The following is a 22,933-nucleotide window of genomic DNA, read 5'->3' on the forward strand; positions in this document are numbered from 1 at the left end:
AGATAAAGATATGATTATCAAGAAGATAAGAAATTTCGGATATAAAAAAAGCGTGCGAAACCGCACGAAATGTGTGCGATTTCGCACGGTGCGCACATCCTCAATATGATAGGCATCCGTCTCTATCAGGCAGGAAGCACCACGCTAAAGGTGGTTTTATCGCCTGGTTTCGAAGAGGCGGTGATGGTTCCACCATGCAGGGTCACAATCTGCTTGCAGATACTCAACCCGATGCCCGAACCACTCGTCTTGGTTGTAAAGAACGGCACAAAAATACGCTCCATCACCTCCGGCAATATTCCCTTGCCATTATCAGTAATGGAAATGATGAAATCGCGCTTGTTGCTCGAAAGATGAGTGGTAAGACGGACATAAGGAATCTGATTTTGAGCAGATTCAGCCTCATCGGAAAGACCTGCCGCCTCCTCCTTCATCCGAATCTCTACGGCCTCCTGCGCATTCTTCAGCAGATTAATCAGTACCTGTTCTATCTGCGAACGATCCATCAGCAACCTCTGGTCTTCGTTTTCTATTTCATAATGGAATATCGAATCCGGATAAAGATGCTGCAAATCAGCCACCAGATCACCAATCCTCACATCCTCAAACTGAGGTTTCGATATGCGTTGCAACTTTCGATAGTTCTCCACAAACTGCAGCAAGCCATTGCTTCTCCGGTTAATGGCCTGCAATGCCATCAGCAGATCATCATGCTCCAGCGTATCCTGCTCCACCCCTTCGCAAAGCGTATCTGCCAAAGAGATGATAGGAGTCAGCGAGTTCATGATTTCGTGGGTCAATACCCTCACCAGCTGCTGCTGCGCATCCGTCTCATTCTTCTGAATCACCGGTTGCACATTCTGCAAGGTATAAAGGCGATAGGCAAAGCCCTTATTAAAGAAGTTGACCACGCTCAATACAAAGTCAGCCTTCCCCGCATGCTGATTTCCGGCATCCAAAGCCTTCTTGCCAGCAGCCCCCTCGCTGGTCTTGGTCTCCAACTGTACCAGTTTCTGCAATCCCGGCTTCAGCTGCATCATCATTTCCGGCAGCGTCTCATCCAGCACCTGCAAGTCGTGCAAGTGATGAATCGAAAAACCGCAGAGTCCATCCACGGCAGCCCGATTCATCCAATGCACCTTTCCCTGTTCATCCGCCACAATGAGAAAGGCGTTGATGGTATCGAGCATCGTTCCGAAATACTGGTATTTCGCTTCCTGTTGCAAAGTGGTTTCCCGAAATTCATTCACCACTTCGTTAATCTGCTCTGCAAGATTCCGCTCTTCTCCCCTCAGATGATCCAATGAATACTGAAGCGAGAAGTCACGGGTGCGGATAGCCTCAATCAGTTGGCGCATCCGCTCATTGCTCTTATGATTGAATAAGTTATTGACGATTGACATAGTTTCAAAAATTTCCGAAGCTTTAAACCCCGAGCTTATCGATTTTTCTGTAAAGGGCGAAACGGGTAATACCCAGCAACTCTGCGGCCTGTGTAAGATTTCCATTGCTCAAGGAGATGGCACGCTTGATGGCTTCACGTTCCAAAGTCTGAAGATTGAGCGAATCAACCTTTATGGAACCTGATGAAGAACTTGATGAAGAATCTGATGAAGAAGAACCCAATGCCACCACAGAATCCTCCAATCTGATATCCTCGGCAGCCAGTTCCGTCTTATCCCCCAACACAATCGCCCTCTCTATGCAATGCTGCAATTCTCTTACATTACCCGGCCAGGTATGTTTCAACAGCTTCTGCTTGGCAGATGCACCCAGCACCACATCACCTACACTATATTTTCCCGAATAAATCTTCAGGAAATACTCTGCCAGCAGAACGATATCCTCTCCACGATCACGCAGCGGCGGAAGATGCAACTCGATGGTATTCAGTCGATAGAAGAGATCCTGACGGAATGTTCCCTCGCCCACCTTCTCACGCAAATTAGCATTCGTTGCCGCCAGAATCCTCACATTCACATAGCTCACCTTGTTGGAACCAATGCGCTGAGTTTCACGCTTCTCTATCACCGTCAAGAGTTTCTGCTGCATCGGCAGGTTCAGATTTCCAATCTCATCCAGAAAGAGAGTACCGCCATCCGCCGTCTCAATTCGTCCTTCCTTCGCATTCCTGGCATCCGTAAACGCTCCCTTCTCGTATCCGAAAAGTTCGCTTTCGAAAAGATTCTCAGGAATGCAACCCAAGTCGATATTCACAAACGGCTTTCTTGCCCTGTCTGAAAGCAGATGCAAGGCATGCGCCACCACATCCTTTCCCGTACCATTCTCTCCAGTAATCAATACGTTGGCATCCGTAGCCGCCACACGCATCATCTGCGCTTTCAGTTCCTTCATGGCAGGGCATTCGCCAATCATTCTCGCAAACACATCTTCAGAAGAAGCAATAGACTTGGACTCAGAACATTGATTCATATTCAGATTCTGATACATATTCTGCTCCGATTCCTTTTCCTGCGAATCCGAAGAATCCAGCTTCCTTTCCCTGCTCAATTCCACGGCACTCTTCACCGTATCGAGCAGTTTATTCCTATCCCATGGTTTCGGAATAAAGTCGATGGCTCCCGCCTTGATAGCCCTCACCGCCTTCTCCGTATCCACGTAAGCCGTGATAAACAGCACCACGCTCTTAGGGTTATGCGCCAGAATCTTCTTCAGCCATTCATACCCCTCTTCGCCACTGATGGCATCCCGATGGAAGTTCATATCGAGCATGATGACATCAGGCCTGAACGAATCCATCATTCCGATGATTCGTTCAGGCGTATTGATAACTCTGATACCCTCCACGTATGGTTTCAAAAGCATATTGAGCGACAAGAGAACATCCTCATTGTCATCCACTATCAGTATCTTTCCATTTTTCTCCATTGCCATCATTTTTAATTATTTTGCCCACAAAGTTACTGCAAAAAAACGAGATAGCTTCGAAAATCCCATCATTTCTTCCAAAATTCTAAACAAAAACGGTCTCCCAACCACTTTATCCCGATATTTCAAAGAAAAAGCGATGATTTTTCCGAAAATATTTGGTGATTTCAAAATTTCGTTTTATCTTTGCACCCTAGTTATCAAGAAATCTCGGGGTTGACTGGATTTGACGGCGAGATGAAATGGTACGTAAGCATGCGGAGGCTCGTTGGCTACCTCCTAAATCCTAGTGAACAAAAAATTAATTGGCGAAAATAACTACGCTCTCGCTGCTTAATCGAAGTACAGTAGATTAGCTTTATTCCGGCACAAGGTGCTGGAACGGGACATCGCTCAACGGATGTAGTTCCGAATCTTGTTGATCAAGCGGTGCAGGCAAATCGGAAATAGTTCATGTACGCCTCGTTGCATGGATGAAATTTTAGAGGATAAGGGTATGATTGGTGGTCCAGGTCTTGTCATACCTCGAAAATTGAAGGCTGGAATAAGCATGTAGAAAGCGTATGGTTTCCTTGTGCGGACGAGGGTTCGATTCCCTCCAGCTCCACCCTACCATTAGAGAAGTCGCTGATTTTCAGCGGCTTCTTTTGTTTTAATCAGCACTCCTATGGGCATGGCAAACGAAACAAGCCGCTTTACGCATCGTCAGTACTATCATGGCGACCTATCAGTAACGTCTTTGCGCCTTGTAAGTGCTATCGTTATTGCTTGTAAGTACTATCGCAGTTATTTGTAAGTACTATCATTGTTGCATAGGTTTTACGTAAAAAGTCTTCGGAGTAACCTTTACTTGTTGCCGGAAGAATTAATGTTATAAGCCGGAGAAGCCTATATCTTCAGCCGCACAACAGCTGTTGTGCGCTTGCATATCAGCTGTTATGCGCTCGCCCAACACCTGTTGTGCAAGCGGATATCAGCTGGTGGGCGATGAGTTGTTGGATATAAGTTCTGTGTATATATATGAACGAGCTGAATCTTTTCATTCGAAGATAAAGCTATCTAGGGCACAAACAGAAGCATAAATTCGTGTTCAAACGCCAGCTCACAGAACTGAATGGTCAGGAGATTTATCTTCGCAAGGAGCAGCAGATTGCAGGAAGCAACCAGTTTAAGAAATTGGATGATATTCCTTATAAGACCAGTGTCTTGTTTGATGCAGAATTCTAAATAACTCTTCATTCGCCATCGAAGCCTATTTCATTTGGAGCAGAAGGAATCTTTCTCAGCAACAAGTGTTATTTCTGTCAATACTTATAACCAAATTTTGCATACTGGTAAACTTTTAATCTAGCAATAAAATAGGGAGTTTTGAGCATCTCAAATTCCCTATTTTTTGCTTCTAATTAAACGAATACCCTATAGTTGTACGACTATAAAGTTGTAGTCGTACGACTATATAGGCTATGGTTGTACAACTATAGAGTTATAGTTGTACAACTACAGGGGTTATAGTCGTACAACTATAGAATTCCTATTTCAACGCTATTAACTAACAAAATTATAATCCTTTGATTATTAACACATTACCATTTTCTTCCATATTTTCAATATTCACAAAGAAATAAGAACCGTTTGAAAATACGAGAATCTCAGCAAGGGAAATGTATAAAAATAAAACGACCCGCACATTTGAGCATCGTCGAGAGGCTTGGCGGGTACTAGTGCTGCAAAGGTACGTAGATTTTTCGAAACCAGCAAATTTTTAGAGATAAATTTTAATCTTTTGCTTAACTTTACCCGATTTTCCACAATTCCTCGTTCTCCCAACCCTCTGGAAATCCCATTGGTGCAGGATCAACAAGAGGGAAAGCCGATAACAAATCACGTAACTTCTTCCCCATATCATTATTGGGCGAAATTGTATCCAAGAAATACTTAATGATACAAAGATTATAATAAACTCGCAAAGGATTGGAAGGGAATGTTATCCAAGCATGGGTGGTTCGACGCGGAACCATAGGCAACATTGTATTCTGCTTATTCCATACTCTTGCATGATGACAGCAAGAATTTCTTGTCAAAGTTATAATTGTCATCCATGAATTAAACACCTTTAATTGCAATCCAAAACGTAAAGCTATCCGCTTTTTTACTTGCGCATTCTTGAGATTATTAAAGATGTTTATCATTACACCCAAAGGAATGAGTTCTGCCAGTATCCAAGCTGGCGGATATGGATTAGAATACGTTTGCTTAAAATGCGCAATAAATTCTTCACGAGACTTTTCTACTTCATGTTTTAGCAAAACCAAAGTCTTCTGAAACTTATTTGAATCTATAAAATAAGAAGCATTCGTCATCCAGAAGCTATCTCCAAACGCTGATGTACACTCATCAACGATAGCTGTACGAACGGCTATCTCGATTTTCTCGATTTCATTAAACATAAACAGACGAAGCTTCTTGTCAAAACGATACAACATCATGACCTGTCGGAAATTTGCATCTGTCTTGAACCGATGCTCTGACTTGGGAACTAAAAGCAATGGATACATATATGCTGAAAGACGATAATAATTTATCGTCTTTAGGTACTGTTCTGCTTTACCGGGATTATCAATAGCAAGTCCTCTTGACAAGAGTAATTGAACAAGAGCATCTGCATGTTGGTATTCCTTTTGAAATGGGATAAGACTATTCATAAAGGAATGAGTTTAGAAGGTTCAAAATGTATAAAAATAAAACGACCCGCACATTTGAGCATCGTTGAGAGGCTTGGCGGGTACTGGTGCTGCAAAGGTACGAAGATTATTCGAAACCAGCAAACTTTTGGGGAGAGATTTTAATTTCGCATGCTAAAAAGTATAAAGCATTTACAAATTAAGCTACTCCGCCCCCATGCGGTAATTCTTTGGCGACAAACCAGTATGCTTTTTAAAGAAGGTGCCGAAGGATGAGGCATTAGGGAAGCTGAGATCACTGGCTATCTGCTGAATCGTCTTGTCCGTATTCTTCATCAGATAAATGCTGCGACGGATAATCGCCTTGAAAATCAATTGCTGAACCGTCTTGCCACATACCGACTTCACAATCACCGAAAGATACTTCGGAGTGAGACAAAGCTGGTCGGCATAAAAAGCTACCGTACGCTCACGCATGAAGTTCTCCTCTATCAGCTTCACCAACATCTCGAAAGTCTCTATCTTACGTCGCATCTCCTTACCATCCTTCTGGAACGAAGCAGAAAAAATGCTGCAAAGACGATAGGTTACCGCCATCAGAAGCAACTTCTGCTCATGCAAACTGTAGGTGTCATGCTTCTCCTTCTGCTCTAAATCCAAAAGCATCCGGGCATAAGAGGTCAGCATCTCCTCATATTCCGTATGAGCCACCGTGCACGACTGGGGATAGAGCGTAGAATAAAGCCGCATGCTGACTACGGTATTTCCCAGCATGTGGAGAATCTGTTCCACACGATAAAAAAGCAACGTGTATCGGAAGTCTGCAGAGACTTCCTGCACATGAAACAGGATTCCGGGAGAGAGGAAAACAGTCTCTCCCATAGACGCAACAAGGGATGTTCCATCTACACAGAAACGGAACATCCCTTGATGGCAAATCACTATTCCCACATAGTCGGAATAGAAAGGTTGCATCAGAAAATGAGGGAATTCATTTGCCTCATATATGATAATATTATCTGTTATCTCCATTTTTAAAATTGCTTTAAATGCGAAGATAACAAAAATATCAATTCCATCTGATAACAATCCCGATTATTTATGATATTTTAGCAGATTCCTACTTAAAAAATATTCAACTTGTGCAACATGGTTGAAGGAAATCGGGCATAAGACTTGCTTGCAAGCATTCCTTGATGAAGTCGGAATCCAACAAGTCTTTAGCTTATGGGTAGTTCAAAGAGCATATACAACCACAGGCTGCGTTGATACTGAGCGACCTTCTGCTCAAAGTTTATCTTGCTTGTAGTCATAGGTTATTTCAACATATCAGACATTAACCCCTCTATAATTTCTACTTCCTCAATAACCTTAGCTTCATCTGTAAATGAATAGTTAGCATTCTCGTATCTTTCATAAGAATCTGTTTTTAAGACAAAATGCAACTGTTCTAAGATTTTAAGAATGTCTTCACTCCAAGGAACATCTTTTATAGACATATCCTGACCGAATACCCTTACAGTATATCCACATTCTGATGACCATACATCTATTTTGTATTCCCCGTCTTCTGTGTAATGAATGAGACCACAGTGTTCTGGGTATGCTTTACATGCCCAAACATTGCTATGACCTTTACTCTTTAATCTATCTAAAATTCTATCCTTCATATAAACAGGCAAGTCTTTCATCATATTACTGATAGACAAGGCGGTTTTATGATTCTCACCTTCCAATAGCGAGTTGTAGAATTTTTCAATAATAACATTATCCATAATATTGTTGCTCTGTATTTTAATAAGTTCACTATATTGTCTAAGGACTGATATGCAATCAAGATTTTTTGTTTTTAAAACGCAAGGCTCAAGCCATCCTCCAACAAGGTTTGCTCCGTTCTTTTGATATGCTGGTACAGGACATAACAAAGGAAGTACATGTTGTTTGTCTGTCTCGTTCCAGGTTGATTGATCGGGGCGTTTGTCAGCATCCAATGGCAGATAGACTATCGCATCAATAGTGTAGCCTAAACCCGTCATGAAGTCATAGTACCTCGGGAGCTGTCGTTGCATATCTACGGCATTATACATCTTGTTCTCGATGACGAAGCAATGCCTGGATGCTTCTGAACTAACGAGAATATCTATCTTACCGCGCTCTCGCTCAACCTTAGCTATTGTATAGTCCTTCTTGGATATACAAACCTTATCCCCAAAGTTATCGTTGATGAAATCTATGAAGGCATACAGAAAAACGTTCCCTTCTTTGTGATTTTCTGCTGGATCCAGGAATACCTTGATAATATCGCTGTGGAAATTCTCACGATAATAGAGATCGGAAGCCATGGTAAAGACATTAAAAGGATTCTCTGGCTGTGAGTTCTTTGCCTCATTGTATTCCCTACCGACGCTCCTGATATGACTGTTAGACAGGAAAGCCTTGACTGATGCCATGTGAGCATCAATCATCGTTCCATATTGTTCTATGAATGAGACTAAATTATCCATGTCGCTTAACACACCTTTACTTTACCTGTTACTACGTCGTTGATGATGATTTGCTTACGCTCTTTCATCTTATTAAGACCAGTTCTTCCTTGTTCTGTTAACTTTATTCCTGATCCCTTCTCCGTAGAAACTCTGACTAGCAATATACATTTCATATTTTTACACCTGTTATAATCTGCAACAAAAGTAATATAAAATTTTGTGAATAACGATGGTTTTAGATTATTTAACCTGAAACCCCTCAGATTTTTGCACTTCTATTGAGAACGTGCCCACTTCTATTGAGAACGTGCCGAATCTGCCTTTCTTGCCTTTATCTTCTTCCCAGGTTTTTCTCATTCACATTCTTCAGTAGATACTCGCGGGTCAACTCCTTGATATTCCGCTTGCGCCAAGGTATCACGAGCATCAGTCCGGCACATACCAGACAGCCATAGAAGGTCCAGCCTGCCATCTCCTTGATGGATACCAGCGTAGCCTGAACCTGTACCTTTCCCTTTGCACTCATGGCAGCCATGTTCTGCGCCTCGGTCTCCGTCTTGCCTTGATACTGCATACCTCTTACCGTCTGGTCATAGGTCCGTGCCGTCTCCAAGCTGGTGCGGTCGTAATCCTGCGCAAAGCGGGTTACGTAATACTGCTGGCGATGCTGGAGCACATTGGTATAGAGCGCCGAACCGATGCATGGAGCGATGACCATACGGACGGTGAGCATGATGCAGACCCAGGTGGACATAAAGCGGTAAGGCATGCGCTGATTGGCTATCGTGGAGATGAGCGAATAGAGCAGCATCATTCCCGTAGAACGGATGATGATAGGCCATTTCATACGTTCATACATGCCGTCGTTCTGTACCTCGAAATACATAAAGAGGGCGTAGCCTCCGATAAAGAGGAAGCCCAGACAGTACATCCACTTCAGATGAACATTCTTGGCTCTGGCGATGACCGCGAAAATCAAGCCCACGGTATATCCCACCATCACCCAGTTGCCCAGGGTGGCATTCTGCCAGTTGTCTATCTTCATTCCCACATTGGTGAATACATTCACGAACATGGCGCTGGAGTTGCAGACCATCAGGAGGAAGAACAGCATGATGCCGTAATTGATAACCCTGAGCTGGAATACCTCCATGATAAAATAAGGTGAGCGGCGGGTTTTCTCCAGATAGATAAACAGGGCGGTAAAGATGAGACAGACCACCGTAGAGTAACGGATGGTAGGATCATCAAACCAGTCCAGCGTCTTGCCGAATACCATCACATAGGCAAACGAGCAGAGCATGATGCTGAACACCGTGACATTGCCGAACTTCGACATCGTAATCGGAAACTTCGGCATCGGATACTTATGATAAGGCATGGTGAAGAACACGATGATGATGCCCGCCAGCATGAATGCCATCATGAAATGATACACATACTGCCACTCGTAAGCATAGGCAAGCCAAGCCGTGAGCCAGGTGCCCAACTGTCCGATAATCATGAAGAAGAGATAGATGACCGGCTGGGACACCATTTTTTCTGAATCCACCGCATCCCAAGCCTCCTCGGTGGTAGGCTCGCAACCCGGCGTGATATTCTTCGTTGCCTCAATACCGAAACCATACCGGATGAGTACAAAGAGATGCGCCATCAGAAGCGTCTGGCGAACAAAACCCATCAGCAGACTGCACAGTCCGAGGATGAACAGCGAATCGGTCTGGGCGCAGACAAAACTGAGCAAAAAGAGAATGGAGAATCCCACGATACACATCATCTTCTCTCTCCGGATGCACACCAGTTCGTAGAAGAACGGCGAGAAAGCCGCCATTCCTATCGACGTGCAGAAGCCCGCAAAGGCGATGTATTCCGACTGGATGCCCAGTCCGCTCATCATCTCTCCGCTGTTGGCGGAATAGACACCACTCATCGTAATCATCGGCACGAAGAGGATGATCATGAAGATGATGCCAAGCGGTTTCGGCACCCAGTCATAGAACGGATAATTCTTATATTCTTCTTCCATATTCCATTACTTTGATTTTCTCTCCGCCTTCACGATTACCATCATACCTGCAGCCAGACGTGCATTGTCTTCCTTGCTGAGGTTAGTGAAGTCGATTCTTACAGGCACACGCTGCTGAATCTTCACGAAGTTGCCGGCTGAGTTATCGGTAGGAACGAGAGAATACTTGGAACCGGTAGCACCGGAGATAGCGGTAACGGTGCCCTCAAACTCCTTGTTGCTGATGGCATCCACCGTCATGCGTACCTTCTGACCTACATAGAGATTCTCTACCTGAGTTTCCTTATAGTTGGCGATGACCCACTTCTGGGCATTAGGAAGGATATAGGTGATGGTGGTTCCGGCGCTTACCATCTGTCCCTCTTCCAGGGTGCGGCGACCCAACTTACCATCGCATGGAGCTACCACCACGCAATAAGAGAGGTTCAGCTTCGCCATCTCCACAGCAGCCTCAGCCCGCTGGATGGCAGCAGCCACATTCTGCTTGCGGGTAACCACCTCGTTCACGCCCTTATAGGCAGCAGCCTGCTGTCGCTTTACCGACTCCAGTTTCTTCTTGGTAGCCGCATATTCCACTTCCAGCTGCTCCAGCTGGATAGGTGTAGCCGCCTTCTTCTCTACCAGGTTTCGATAGCGCTCGCAGTCTTTGGCAAGTTTGGCAAGGCGCACCTCTATCTCATCGATGGATGCCGAATAGACGGAAGCCGAAGTCTGGGTGGTCTGCTGAGTAGCATCGATGACGTTGGCTCCCGCCTTAGCATCCTTCAAGGCAGCCTCAGCCTCCATCAGTCGGATGCGATACTCACGGTCATCAAGAACCAGGAGCGTATCACCCTTGTGTACCTCCTCGTGCTCCTTGAAGCAAACCTTGGCTACATAGCCCGATGCACGCAGGTTTACTGGGGAGATATACTGCTCTATCTGCGCATCATTGCTGGTTTCATGGGCATTATAATCCAGGAAGAGGCAGACGATCTTCCAGAGTCCGAAGGCGAGAATGGCTACGCCGATAAGGCTGGCGATGATCTGACGGATACGCTGCTTCTTCAGTTTCTTCTGCATTTCCTCGTGAGAAGACTGAGTTGCTGCATTATCTTCGTGAGAAGTCTGAGTAGTTGCAGCAGTTTCCTCACGAGCAGTTTCTATCTTGTTGTTTTCGTTCTGTTCCATTGTTATATTCTGATTGATTATTTTTTAATGATTCCTTTGCTATTTTACCTGGTCCAACTGTCCGGTGAGTTTCAGGAGCGAGAGATTCGCCACCTTATATTTATAATAGGCGGTGAGATAATTGTTCATTGCCTCGCTCATGCGCATCTCATCCTGGAGAACGGCGGTCATCGTTCCTACACCTTCTTTATACTGATCGGCAGTTACGCTATATACATCCTGCGCCAGGGTGTAGTTGTCAAACTGCTTCTTGTAGTTGCGCTGACTGTTGTTCACCTCGCTCACGGCGTTCATATAGTTTGCCTGCATGCCCTTCAGCGCATCCTCGTATCCGATGCGGGCATTCTCCTCCTCCACTTTGGCACGTCTGATTTTCGAACGCTTCTCGAAACCATCAAAGACTGGCACTCTCAGCTGGATGCCGATGCCGTTGGAACCATACCAGTGGTTGGATTCGCCCGAATGAATCCAATGTTCTATCTTATCGGTGAAGGCAGAATACATCAGGCTTCCGGTAAGGCTCACCGATGGCAGATAACCGTCCTTGGCGAGCTTTGTCTGCTTCTGGGCAAGTTCCTTTCTCTTCTCCAGAAGCTGGAGTTCGTAGAGATTGGTGTTCAGTCCGTTGGCATTCACCGTTTCTATCTCCCCCGGATTCACATCACTTACCTTGATTTGCCTTTCTGCAGGATAATCTATCACATACTTGAGCATGGTATATTGCTGGTCGAGCATAGCGATGGCGTTATCGCGCTGCACGGTGAGATTCTCGATGTTGAGTTTCACACGCTTCACATCCACCTCCAGACTCATCTGATTATCGTAGAAAGCCTTGGTAATACCATAGAGTTCCTCCAGACGCTTGATGTTGTCGTTCACCAGACGGATCTGCTCAGCCGTATTCTGCGCCATGTAATACATCTTGGCAGTCTGCACGATGAGGTCTTCGCGCGCCTTCTCGTAAGAGAGCTGGTTGAGATGGTCTGCAATCTTGGCAATATCGATGGCAGTATTCACCATCTGGTTGTAGAGCGGCATCTGGAGCTGCAAGCCTGCCGAAGCATTATACTGCAGGGTTTTGGTTACATTGTAAGGTTTGCCGTAGGCAGAACCATCCGTCACGGAAACGGGAGGGGTGAAGTTGTCGTTCAACTGTGCCACGGCATTAATCTGCGGCAACAGCTTCGCCTGGTTCTCGCTGATGGAATACTTTCCCTTTGCAATCTCGTTCCTGCTTTTCTGCAGCGACAGGTTATTCTCCACCGCCATCTGCAGGCACTGGCTCAGCGACAAAGTTTCCTGCGCCATCATTGCAGAAAAAGCCCCGAGAGCCAGACAAAAACACAATATCTTTTTCTTGTTCATTTTTAATATGTTTCTTATGATATACAATATGATTGTTTTCTGGTGCAAAGGTACTGCTTTTCTGTCGATTATCACTATTCACAAAATATCACAAAATGTTCAAAATTGCCGTTTCTTTTAGCGGCGGAGGTTCTGAAAACAAAAAGAGGGTGTGTCATAAGTCACACCCCCAACTGTTTATTTTTTCAGTTTATACATTTTTACCCAATCAATCTCCATTTTCACCGGCAACTGGGATGGGTCTGCCTTTCCTACCCAGCTGCCTTCTATCTGCATATCAATGAGCAGGTAAAAAGAATCACCGAAAGGATACTGTCCTTCCTTATCGGTCTGAATGCGAGGATAGGAGAAGGTCTTTTCACCATTGATAGAGAAAATGAGCTCATCTGGCAGAATCTCTACCGCATACACATTATACCCATTGGTATCAATCTTGCCTGTGGCTGAATGAGGAGGATTGGAATCCAGCTTCAGGGTATGCGTATAATAGGTATGAACAGTCTGATAAGCCATCGGATCATAGTTGAGATGCTCCATGATGTCGATTTCTCCACCCATAGGCCAGGCAATATCTCTATCCGGTAACATCCAGATTGCTGGCCAAGCGCCCTGTGCCTGTCCCAACTTGGCTCTTACTTCCACCTTACCATATTCTATCGTCTTCTTGTGCTTGGTGTATAAGCCGCCGGTGACAAAGCGTGCAGTATCAGCTTCCAACTTGCCATCACCGTTCAGATCATACTGATAGGTACCATCATTGTTTACGCCATAGAGGATGAGTTTGCCGTCTTTTACTTCGTAGAGGCGGTCATCGTAAGACATGTGGCGCTTCCAGTCGGGTCTGTCACGCGGAATCTTACTCCATGATTTAGCATCAAAGGAGCTTCCCTTGAAATCTTCCTGCCAAACCAGTTTGTACTTGTTGCTTTTGTTAGTCTTGTTGTCTTTGGCCATGCCTGGAATGCCCAACAGCATCAGCAGGCAGCACGCCATCCATGTAGATTTCATGTTCATAGTTACTGATATTTTTAAATCCAAAAATTAGAATTTCATTTTATAGACGTTGGTTTCTCTCTTTTCGAAGCCCAGGCTCTGATAGAGCTGGTTGGCAACGACACGGGATGGGCGCGAGGTGAGCATCAGCGTTACCTCTCCCCTCTTCCTGCACAGTTCCATCACCTGCAGAATCATCAGCTTGCCATATCCCTTGCCGCGGAAGTTTCTATCCACCACCACATCTTCTATCCATGCCTTCCATCCGGTAGGGCATTGATAAAGGCAGAGGGTGGTCATACCGATGAATTGTCCATCGGATTCCAAGACATAGAGATGACTTTGGGATGAGGAGAGCAAGGTGTTCAATTCTTCCTCGGTGATAGTATGTACGCTATCACTCAACTGCGACAATAGGTTATTGATACTTGCCAAATAACCTGGCTTCATTTCTGTTAATTCTATCAATCTAGGTTCTTTCATGGTGCAAACTTAGCATATATTTCGGAGATTGCCAAGAAGAGCCTCTATTTTTTATCTTTTTTAATAAAAAGAAAAGGGCAAAAGCTTTCTATTTTCAAAGCTTTTGCCCTTCATATTTTTACTTCCAAGGATTCTCGGTTGGATAAGGCAGGCTAGCTGGCTGGTTGTAAGCGATATCCTTGATGCCAAGATACTTGAATACCTCGAACAGGGTCTTGCCTACGTGAGAGAAAGCTACGGCTCCGTGGTGTGGATAGCCCTTCTGAACCAAGACGTGGCGATAGAAGCGGCCCATCTCGTTGATGGCGAAGATACCGATACCACCGAATGAACGTGTAGGAACATCGAGAACCTCACCCTCTGCGATGTAAGAACGGAGGTTACCCTCTGAATCGCACTGCAGACGATAGAATGTGATGTCAGATGCAGCGATATCACCCTCCAAAGTACCACGGGTGAAGTCTGGTGTGCCACCATTCTCCAACAAACGATTCTGGATCAACTGATACTTGATCTTACGGCTAGAGCACATCTTGCACTGTGGAGTGTTACCACAGTGGAAGCCCATAAAGGTATCAGTCAACTTATAGTCGTACTTGCCCTTGATATCCTCATCATAGATATACTGAGGAACAGAGTTGTTGATGTCGAGCAATGTAACGGTATCATCAGATGCACACATACCGATGTACTCAGAGAGTGCACCATAGATATCTACCTCACAAGCTACAGGAATGCCGCGGCTAACGAGACGGCTGTTAACATAACAAGGCTCGAAACCAAACTGGCTTGGGAAAGCAGGCCAGCACTTGTCGGCGAATGCTACATACTGGCGAGAGCCCTTATGAGCCTCTGCCCAGTCGAGCAATGTCAACTCAAACTGTGCCATTCTGCGGCTGAGATCAGGATAGTAGCATCCCTCGCCCATCTCCTTGGCCATATCAGCGCAAACCTCGTCGATACGTGGGTCGTTCTCGTGCTCCTTGTAAGCTACGAGGAGGTCGAGCTCAGAGTTCTCCTCAATCTCTACACCCAATTCATACAAGCCCTTGATAGGAGCGTTGCAGGCAAAGAAGTCCTGAGGACGTGGACCGAAAGTGATAATCTTCAAGCCCTTCAAACCGAGGATGACGCGAGCCACTGGTACGAAGTCTGCAATCATCTTGGCTACTTCTGCAGCTGTGCCTACAGGATACTCTGGGATATAACCCTTCAGGTGGCGCATGCCGAGGTTGTAAGAGCAGTTGAGCATACCGCAGTATGCATCACCGCGACCATTGATCATGTCGCCATCACCTTCAGCAGCTGCTACGAACATAACAGGACCATCGAAGTTCTTTGCAATCAAAGTCTCAGGGGTCTCAGGACCGAAGTTACCGAGGAAAACCACCAAGGCATTGCAGCCCTGCTCCTTTACCTCGCTCACAGCCTTGAGCATATCTTTCTCGTTCTCAACTGTAGTCTGGCAGTTGAAAATCTCACCCTTATACTCTTTTACTATGTTCTCACGGCGCTGAGTAGAAAGCGCGATTGGAAAACAGTCACGGCTAACGGCAATGATACCGAGCTTTACTTGTGGAATGTTGTTGCTTACCATAATTCTTGTGTTTTATATTAAGTTTTTATATATCTTGCTTGTTTTTGCTGAGCGCAAAGGTACTAATATTTTTTGTTTCAGCAAGCATTTTAAGAGTTTTTTTATGGTGAAAAAAGTTAAAAACAGAAGATTTCCGCCGGAATGAAACATCCGATAAAGTTCCTGAAACATTTCATACACATCGATTGAGACTTTATAACAAATAAAAACACAAAGATTGATGGTTTTTCAAATTATTATTGTACCTTTGCACCGACAAAAACAGAAAAACGATTATGAACAAAGTCAAGACTATCTTTGCCTGGATATGGCAAAAGCTTTGCGCCTTTTGGCCTTGGTACAAGACATTGTATCAGGGAAGAGCGTGGTACACCAAGACGGTAGTCGCCTTGGCAAGTTGTATTGTCGCCTTTATCCTTTATTTAGGTGCTGTCGATATTAACTTCTTATGGCTTTTCGGTAAGTCGCCTGGTTATTTTTCAGGTATCCTGAATCCGCAGACTTCCGAGGCTTCCTTGATTTATAGTGCCGATGGCAAGCTCATCGGTAAGTATTTCAATGAGAATCGTACTCCTGTAGAATACGACGAGGTGAACCCTGCCTTCTTCAAGGCTCTGGTAGATACCGAGGATGAACGTTTCTACAAGCATATCGGTATCGACCCTATCGGCGTTTTCGCTGCTGCTAAGGATGCTCTCCTGCATCACAATGGCCGTGGTGCTTCTACCATCACGCAGCAGCTGGCAAAGAATATGTTCCGCGTCCGTTCGCAGTATTCTACGGGATTGCTCGGCAAGGTGCCTGTACTCCGCCTGCTCATCATCAAGAGCAAGGAGTGGATCATCGCCGTGAAGCTGGAGACGGTTTTCTCGAAGAAGGAAATCATCACCATGTATGCCAACACCGTGGATTTCGGTAGTAACTCTTACGGTATCAAGACTGCCGCCAAGACTTACTTCAATACCACTCCTAAGGAGTTGACCACCGACCAGGCTGCCGTACTCGTGGGTATGCTGAAGGCTACCACCTATTACAATCCACGTACCAATCCGGAGAACAGTCTGGCACGCCGCAACACCGTATTATATAATATGGTGACACACGGCGATCTGTCACATGCAGAATACGACCAGCTGAAGGCTGAGCCTATCAAGCTCGACTTCAAGGTAGAGGAAAACTACGACGGACAGGCAAAATACTTCCGTGAGGCTGTAGCCAACTACCTGAAAGACTGGTGCAAGGAGGAAGGTTACGATCTCTACACCAGCGGTCTGAAGATCTACACCACCATAGATACCCGCATGCAGAAGTATGCTGAGGAGGCTGCCCGCAAGCAGATGAAGCAGGTGCAGCAGAACTTCAACAACCACTGGAGCATCCGCCGCACACAGGCAGGAAAGGGAAAATGGCTGGGACAGGAACCTTGGCAGGATGAGAACCATCAGGTGATTCCAAACTTCATCCAGGGCATCGCCGAGCGACAGCCATTCTACAAGGATCTGGTGGCTCGTTTTCCTAACAATCCAGACTCCGTGAACTACTATTATAAGGAGTGGGTTCACCCGGTTAAGGTGTTCGATTACGACAAGGGAAGCATCACTATCAACATGACTTCAGAAGATAGTATCAAGTATATGACTACCTTCATGCACAGTGCTTTCGTGGCTATGGAGCCACAGACGGGAGCCGTGAAGGCATGGGTGGGCGACATTGACTTCGACCACTGGAAGTATGACAAGGTAACAGCCGAGCGCCAGCCGGGTTCTACCTTCAAGCTCTTCGTCTATACAGAAGCAATGAACCAGGGATTGACTCCTTGCGACAAGCGCCGCGACGAATATATCTCGATGGAGGTATATGACAAGAAGAAGCACGAGATGACCACTTGGAGACCATCCAACGCCAACGGTTCGTTCTCGGGTGACAGCATCCCATTGAAGAGTGCCTTCGCCAAGAGTATCAACTCCGTGGCAGTACGCCTGGGACAGGAGATGGGCATCAAGCGCATCATCGAAACCGCCCAGAAAATGGGTATCAACAGTCCGCTGGATGATACACCAGCCCTTGCCTTGGGTTCAAGCGATGTCAACCTGCTTGAAATGGCTTGCGCATACAGCACTATTTCAAACAATGGTAAGCACCACGACCCGGTATTGGTTACCAAGATTGTGGACCATGACGGAAAGGTGGTATATGAAGGTCCTTCTACAGAAGAGCAGGTGATTCCTTACAAGAGCGCCTTCCTGATGCAGCAGCTGCTCCAGGGCGGTATGAAGGAGCCGGGCGGTACATCGCAGAGCCTTTGGGGCTATGTGGGCAACTACCGTGACACCGAATTTGGCGGAAAGACGGGTACGACCAACAACCACTCAGACGCCTGGTTCATGTGTGTAAGTCCTAAACTGGTGGTTGGTGCCTGGGTAGGCGGCGAATACCGCTGTCTCCACTTCCGCACCGGAGCCTTGGGTCAGGGTTCCCGAACAGCATTGCCTATATGTGGTTACTTCATGCAGTCAGTCTTCGGCGATCCTGCCTTCCAGCAGTATCACGCCAAGTTCGACAAGCCTCAGGATGGCGATATTACACGAGATATGTATATCTGCGCAAGCTATGCACCAAAACCAAAGGTAGATACTACCCGTGTGGATAGCACCGCATTCACAGAGGAAATCATCCTCGACGAAAACGGCAATCCAATTACCAAGGAGGTTCCTGCAGTCAAGTCGGAAGGAGAATCTTCTGCTTCAGGAGCTACAGAAGAAAAGAAAGAGAAGAAGAAGACAAAGCCAACAGAACAGCCTGTCAACTTCGACGACCTTTAAAAATAAAATATGATTGATCTCGACAATGCGGAGCTGCAGAATGCACTCCAAATCATACAGTTTACCCGTCGTTCGCTTTTCCTCACCGGAAAGGCGGGGACGGGTAAATCTACTTTTCTGCGGTACATCGCAGCCAATACCAAGAAGAAACACATCGTTCTGGCACCTACAGGCATCGCAGCCATCAATGCCGGCGGAAGCACCCTGCACAGTTTCTTCAAGCTGCCCTTCCACCCCCTGCTGCCCAACGACAGTATGTATTCCGTGCGCAACATCCGGAATACATTGAAGTATAATTCCGAGAAAATCAAGATTATCCGTGAAGTGGAACTCATCATCATCGATGAGATCAGTATGGTGCGTGCCGACATCATCGATTTCATCGACAAGGTGCTGCGTGTGTATTGCCGCAATATGAGGGAGCCGTTCGGTGGAAAGCAACTTCTGCTGGTGGGCGACATCTATCAGTTGGAACCGGTGGTAAAGGAGGAGGACCGCAAACTGCTGAATCCTTTCTATCGCAGCAGCTTCTTCTTCGATGCCAAGATCTTCCAGCAGTTCCAGCTCGTCAGCATCGAACTCAAGAAAGTTTATCGCCAGAGCGACCCTGTCTTCATCGGCATCCTCGACCATATCCGAACCAGTCAGGCACAGAGTCAAGACCTTCAGCTGCTCAACCAGCGGGTGGGTGCCCAGCTCGACGAGAGTGATTCCAAGCTTGCCATCACCCTCTCCACCCGCCGTGACACCGTGGATTTCATTAACGAAAACCAGCTCAAACTCCTGCCAGGAGAGCCTACACTCTTCCGGGGCAATATCCAGGGCGAGTTTCCGGAAAGCAGTCTGCCTACCCCTATCGAACTGTACCTGAAGACCGGAGCACAGATTATCTTTATCAAGAATGATATTGAGCACCAATGGGTGAACGGTACTCTGGGCACCATCATCGGGTTCGATGATGAAGATGATGCCAAGATATATGTGCGCACCGAGAATGGACAGGATGTGATGGTGGAACCAGCCGCCTGGAGCAACATGCGCTATCATTTCAATGAGGTGGAAAAGAAGATTGAGGAAGAGGAAATAGGCAGATACGAACAATATCCTATCCGACTTGCCTGGGCAATTACCGTACACAAGAGCCAGGGTCTGACTTTCAATCAAGTCAAGATAGATTTCACGGGAGGAGTTTTTGCAGGTGGTCAGACCTATGTGGCATTATCCCGCTGCACCAGTCTGGAGGGAATCAGTCTGCAGGAGCCTATCCGCCCCAGCGAGATATTCGTGCGCAACGAGGTGAAGCAGTTTGCCCGCCAGTATAACAATCAGAATACCATCCATACGGCGCTGACGCAGAGCAAGGCAGACAGACAGTATCACGATGCCGTAAAAGCGTATGACAAGGGTGACATGCAAACCGCCCTGGATAATTTCTTCCTCGCCATCCACAGCCGTTACGACATCGAGCATCCGCTAGCCAAGCGCTTCATCCGCAAGAAGCTGAACAAGGTGAATGAGTTGCAGGCAGAGAACGAGCGTTTGCGTGAAGTTATCAAGCAGAAGGATGAAGAAAAGAAGAAGCAGGAGAAATTCCTGAAGCGCCTAGCCACGGAGTATGTCATCATGGGCAAGGAATGTGAGAAGGAGGGCATGAAAGAAGCTGCCATCACCAATTACAGGAAGGCGCTCACCCTCTATCCTAGCCATCCCGAGGCAAAGAGAAGGCTGAAGCATCTCAACGAATAATCATAAAAAATGTGGTTGACAAAACGGAAAACAAATCCGTTTTATCAACCACATTTTTTTATTGATTAAAATCTAACCTCATAGGTCTTTCCCTTCTGGGTCTTCATCTTCTTCACTTTATCTCCATATCTTACCTGACAAGGTTCGCCGGAGCCGGAGAGGATGACAGCCTTGGTAAGGCGGCCGTTGTCCCAATAGATATCCACCGTGAAGTTGCCCTTGGCACGGAGACCCTTGATGGAACCCTTCTGCCATGCATCAGGCAGGGCTGGCAGGAGATGGATGAAGCCCATGTGACTCTGCATCAGCATCTCGGTGATACCCGCTGTTCCGCCAAAGTTACCGTCAATCTGGAATGGAGCGTGCGTATCCCAGAGATTATCCAATGTACCATTCTTCAGCAGATTGCCATAAAGCTTGTAGGCATGATTGCCATCATGCAGACGAGCCCACTGGTTCAGCTTCCAACCCATAGACCATCCCGTGGCACCATCGCCACGATGCTCCAACACCACCTTGGAAGCCTTCGCCAGCACAGGAGTGGTGATAGGAGAAATGGTGCGGCCCGGATGCAGACCGAAAAGATGGTTCACATGGCGATGCTCATCCTTAGGATCATCTATATCCTTCGACCACTCCATCAACTGACCATAGCGGCCAATCTGATAAGGAGCAATGTGCTTCAGGGCATCTTCCCACTGCTTGCGATCCTTGGCATCCTTGCCCAGAATCTTGCTCGCCTCTACGGCATCGAGCAGAATCTCACGAATCACGGCATGAGCGAAGGTGGCACCCTCGTCTATCGGTCCGTGCTCCGGAGAGGTGGAAGGAGCCGCTGTATAGACGCCATCCTTGCGATGCCACAGATAATCTGTTGCGAAATTAGCACTTCCCTTGATGATATCGTAGGCTGTCTCGCTCAGGAACTTCTTATCGCGGGTATAGTCGTAATAATCCCAGAGATGGGTAGCCAACCATGGACCGGCAAATGGAGAGAAGTTCCAAGACATATCCTCGCTTGACAGCGGAGAGGTAAAACCGAAGATATTGCTGGATACAGATGTGGTCCAGCCACGGGTACCATAATATGACTTGGCAGTCTTTTCACCCGGCTTCACCTGTGTCTGGATAAAGTCGAAGAGCGGAAGCTCGCACTCGCTCAGGTTGGTGGTGCAGGCTGGCCAATAATTCATCTGAAGATTGATGTTGTTATGGTAGTCAACACGCCAAGGACCATCCACGTTGTTGTGCCATACACCCTGCAGGTTGGCTGGCATGTTGCCAGGACGGGAAGAGGCGATGAGCAGATAGCGGCCAAACTGATAGTAGAGCTGCTCCAGATAGAAATCCTTGGCACCCTTGCGATAGTTGGCCAGGCGCTGGTCTATAGGCATATCGTTGGCTTTATCTACATCGTTCAGGTTCAGACTTACCCGATTGAACAGGCGGCTGTAATCCTTGTAATGCTCATCGAGCAACTGCGCATAGCTCTTGCCTTCAGCCTTGCTTACCCAATCCTGGGTGGTAGCCAGCGGATCCACGCCCACATAGGTCTTAGGATCATTGTAATCAGGGTTATTGTTTGCCTTATAATCGGTATCGGCAGAAATGAGGAAAACCACCTCATCAGCCCCTTTCACGGTCAGTTTTCCGCCTTCGTTAGAGAGGCTACCGCCCTTGTTGATGGCACGGATGCGGACGGCATACTGCATATCGTTGTTATCGAGACGGGCATCCCAAAGCAAGCCGTTTCTGCCATCAGCCACCAGTCTGCCCGTAGAAACAGGGTTAGGCGCATAGGAGAACACGAGATTCTGCTTGCCCTGACGGGAAGCCTTATAGCGGATAGCCATCACATTGGCTGGGTAAGAGATGAAATACTCACGCTGGTATCTTACGCCATCCTTGACAAAGGAAACCGAAGCCAAGGCTGAATCAAGCGACAAGGCACGGCGATATTTCGACATGCCCACAGTGCTCAGTCCCGTCTCGATATACGCCTCGCCCATTGTGGTAAAGCTACCGAAGCGGAATGGGTCCTCGGCATAAGATTCGTAAGGCACAGGACTGTTGAAGTTCTTGCGGGTGAGCTGGGATGCCTTTTCCCAATCGTTGGCAGCGAAGGCATCTCTGATTTTCTGCATCACATGGGCAGAATTCTTGTTCACATTCCAATAATAGGCAGCACCCTTCCTGGTGTTCGGACCGCCACGCCAGAGTGTCTTCTCATTCAACGTGATGCGCTCAGCTTCCACGGAACCCAGGATGTTGGCACCGATGCTGCCATTACCGATAGGCAACGACTTAGACTCCCAATCAGGATCAGGATTGCGGGCGGTATCACCAGCCGAGATAGGCTTCTTGTGCGTCCATTTCTCAGGATGGCCACCATACCAGATCTGCTGTCCCTTCAGGGTGACAGGCGTGTCGAACCAATAAGATAACTGTGTCTGATGCTGTGCTGAAGCCTGAAGTGCCCCCAGCATAGCGAAAGTTAGGATAGTTGTAATTTTCTTACTCATGGTTTTATAAATTTACGTATCATGTTATTTTCAGAATCTTTGGTACAAAAATACAATTATTATCCGAGATTACAAAATATATCATAAAAAAAAACGAGGAAAACTAGCATTTTTTTTAATACTAGCTGTCCTCGTTTAGTTATTACTCTGATA

The 22,933-nt window shown here is 46.5% G+C and carries 16 protein-coding genes and 1 other RNA gene; 5 read left to right on the plus strand and 12 right to left on the minus strand.

The genetic code is table 11. The features are described from left to right. Window positions 1-125: 125 nt before the first annotated feature. Both DW657_RS06095 and DW657_RS06100 read right to left on the minus strand, forming a co-directional pair. Window positions 126-1,403 carry a PAS domain-containing sensor histidine kinase gene (locus DW657_RS06095; RefSeq protein WP_158577320.1) on the minus strand — a complete coding sequence of 426 codons (1,278 nt, stop codon included), beginning with the start codon at window positions 1,401-1,403 and terminating at the stop codon, window positions 126-128. Between the two features lie 22 nt (window positions 1,404-1,425). Beyond that, entirely contained in the window at window positions 1,426-2,889 is a 1,464-nt protein-coding gene (locus tag DW657_RS06100; RefSeq protein WP_118311812.1) for a sigma-54 dependent transcriptional regulator, read from the minus strand. 212 nt (window positions 2,890-3,101) lie between these two features. Here DW657_RS06100 and ssrA point away from each other — a divergent pair. From ssrA to DW657_RS17690, 3 genes are all read left to right on the plus strand, one after another. Continuing rightward, window positions 3,102-3,499: a transfer-messenger RNA gene (gene ssrA, locus DW657_RS06105) on the plus strand. A gap of 63 nt (window positions 3,500-3,562) precedes the next feature. Next, window positions 3,563-3,685 (plus strand): hypothetical protein, encoded by a 123-nt coding sequence (locus tag DW657_RS18580; protein WP_255415899.1) that lies wholly within the window; start codon window positions 3,563-3,565, stop codon window positions 3,683-3,685. Between the two features lie 290 nt (window positions 3,686-3,975). Next, a complete protein-coding gene (locus DW657_RS17690) occupies window positions 3,976-4,116 on the plus strand; it encodes a hypothetical protein (RefSeq protein ID WP_158577321.1) in 141 nt (46 codons plus the stop codon). 566 nt (window positions 4,117-4,682) lie between these two features. Here the strand turns inward: DW657_RS17690 and DW657_RS06110 are convergent. From DW657_RS06110 to DW657_RS06150, 9 genes are all read right to left on the minus strand, one after another. After that, a complete protein-coding gene (locus DW657_RS06110) occupies window positions 4,683-5,591 on the minus strand; it encodes an Abi family protein (protein WP_118311800.1) in 909 nt (302 codons plus the stop codon). A gap of 183 nt (window positions 5,592-5,774) precedes the next feature. Then, window positions 5,775-6,602: an AraC family transcriptional regulator gene (locus DW657_RS06115; protein WP_118311801.1), complete on the minus strand. Its 828-nt coding sequence runs from the start codon at window positions 6,600-6,602 to the stop codon at window positions 5,775-5,777. A 284-nt stretch (window positions 6,603-6,886) separates the two neighbouring features. Further along, window positions 6,887-8,074 carry a PD-(D/E)XK nuclease family protein gene (locus DW657_RS06120; RefSeq protein ID WP_118311802.1) on the minus strand — a complete coding sequence of 396 codons (1,188 nt, stop codon included), beginning with the start codon at window positions 8,072-8,074 and terminating at the stop codon, window positions 6,887-6,889. 313 nt (window positions 8,075-8,387) lie between these two features. After that, window positions 8,388-10,082, minus strand: coding sequence for an MFS transporter (locus DW657_RS06125; RefSeq protein ID WP_118311803.1), 1,695 nt, complete (start codon window positions 10,080-10,082; stop codon window positions 8,388-8,390). A gap of 6 nt (window positions 10,083-10,088) precedes the next feature. Further along, window positions 10,089-11,144, minus strand: coding sequence for an HlyD family secretion protein (locus DW657_RS06130; protein ID WP_233546628.1), 1,056 nt, complete (start codon window positions 11,142-11,144; stop codon window positions 10,089-10,091). Window positions 11,145-11,291: 147 nt separating this feature from the next. Then, window positions 11,292-12,617, minus strand: a complete 1,326-nt coding sequence (locus DW657_RS06135) for a TolC family protein (RefSeq protein ID WP_118311805.1) — start codon at window positions 12,615-12,617, stop codon at window positions 11,292-11,294. A gap of 177 nt (window positions 12,618-12,794) precedes the next feature. Then, window positions 12,795-13,631 carry a glycoside hydrolase family 16 protein gene (locus DW657_RS06140; RefSeq protein WP_369973467.1) on the minus strand — a complete coding sequence of 279 codons (837 nt, stop codon included), beginning with the start codon at window positions 13,629-13,631 and terminating at the stop codon, window positions 12,795-12,797. A gap of 27 nt (window positions 13,632-13,658) precedes the next feature. Continuing rightward, the gene (locus DW657_RS06145; RefSeq protein WP_118311806.1) at window positions 13,659-14,093 is read right to left on the minus strand and encodes a GNAT family N-acetyltransferase; all 435 of its coding nucleotides are present in this window, start codon (window positions 14,091-14,093) and stop codon (window positions 13,659-13,661) included. Window positions 14,094-14,211: 118 nt separating this feature from the next. Continuing rightward, window positions 14,212-15,690, minus strand: a complete 1,479-nt coding sequence (locus tag DW657_RS06150) for an L-fucose/L-arabinose isomerase family protein (protein ID WP_118311807.1) — start codon at window positions 15,688-15,690, stop codon at window positions 14,212-14,214. A 275-nt stretch (window positions 15,691-15,965) separates the two neighbouring features. Here DW657_RS06150 and DW657_RS06155 point away from each other — a divergent pair, with 275 nt between their 5' ends. Together DW657_RS06155 and DW657_RS06160 are read left to right on the plus strand one after the other, a co-directional pair. After that, window positions 15,966-18,512 carry a transglycosylase domain-containing protein gene (locus DW657_RS06155; RefSeq protein WP_118311808.1) on the plus strand — a complete coding sequence of 849 codons (2,547 nt, stop codon included), beginning with the start codon at window positions 15,966-15,968 and terminating at the stop codon, window positions 18,510-18,512. A 9-nt stretch (window positions 18,513-18,521) separates the two neighbouring features. Then, window positions 18,522-20,258 (plus strand): AAA family ATPase, encoded by a 1,737-nt coding sequence (locus DW657_RS06160; protein WP_199658312.1) that lies wholly within the window; start codon window positions 18,522-18,524, stop codon window positions 20,256-20,258. Window positions 20,259-20,323: 65 nt separating this feature from the next. Here DW657_RS06160 and DW657_RS06165 read toward each other — a convergent pair whose 3' ends face one another. After that, window positions 20,324-22,780, minus strand: coding sequence for a glycoside hydrolase N-terminal domain-containing protein (locus tag DW657_RS06165; protein WP_118311809.1), 2,457 nt, complete (start codon window positions 22,778-22,780; stop codon window positions 20,324-20,326). Window positions 22,781-22,933 lie beyond the last annotated feature (153 nt).

It is taken from the genome of Prevotella sp. AM23-5, from assembly GCF_003473645.1.
Taxonomy (GTDB): domain Bacteria; phylum Bacteroidota; class Bacteroidia; order Bacteroidales; family Bacteroidaceae; genus Prevotella; species Prevotella copri_A.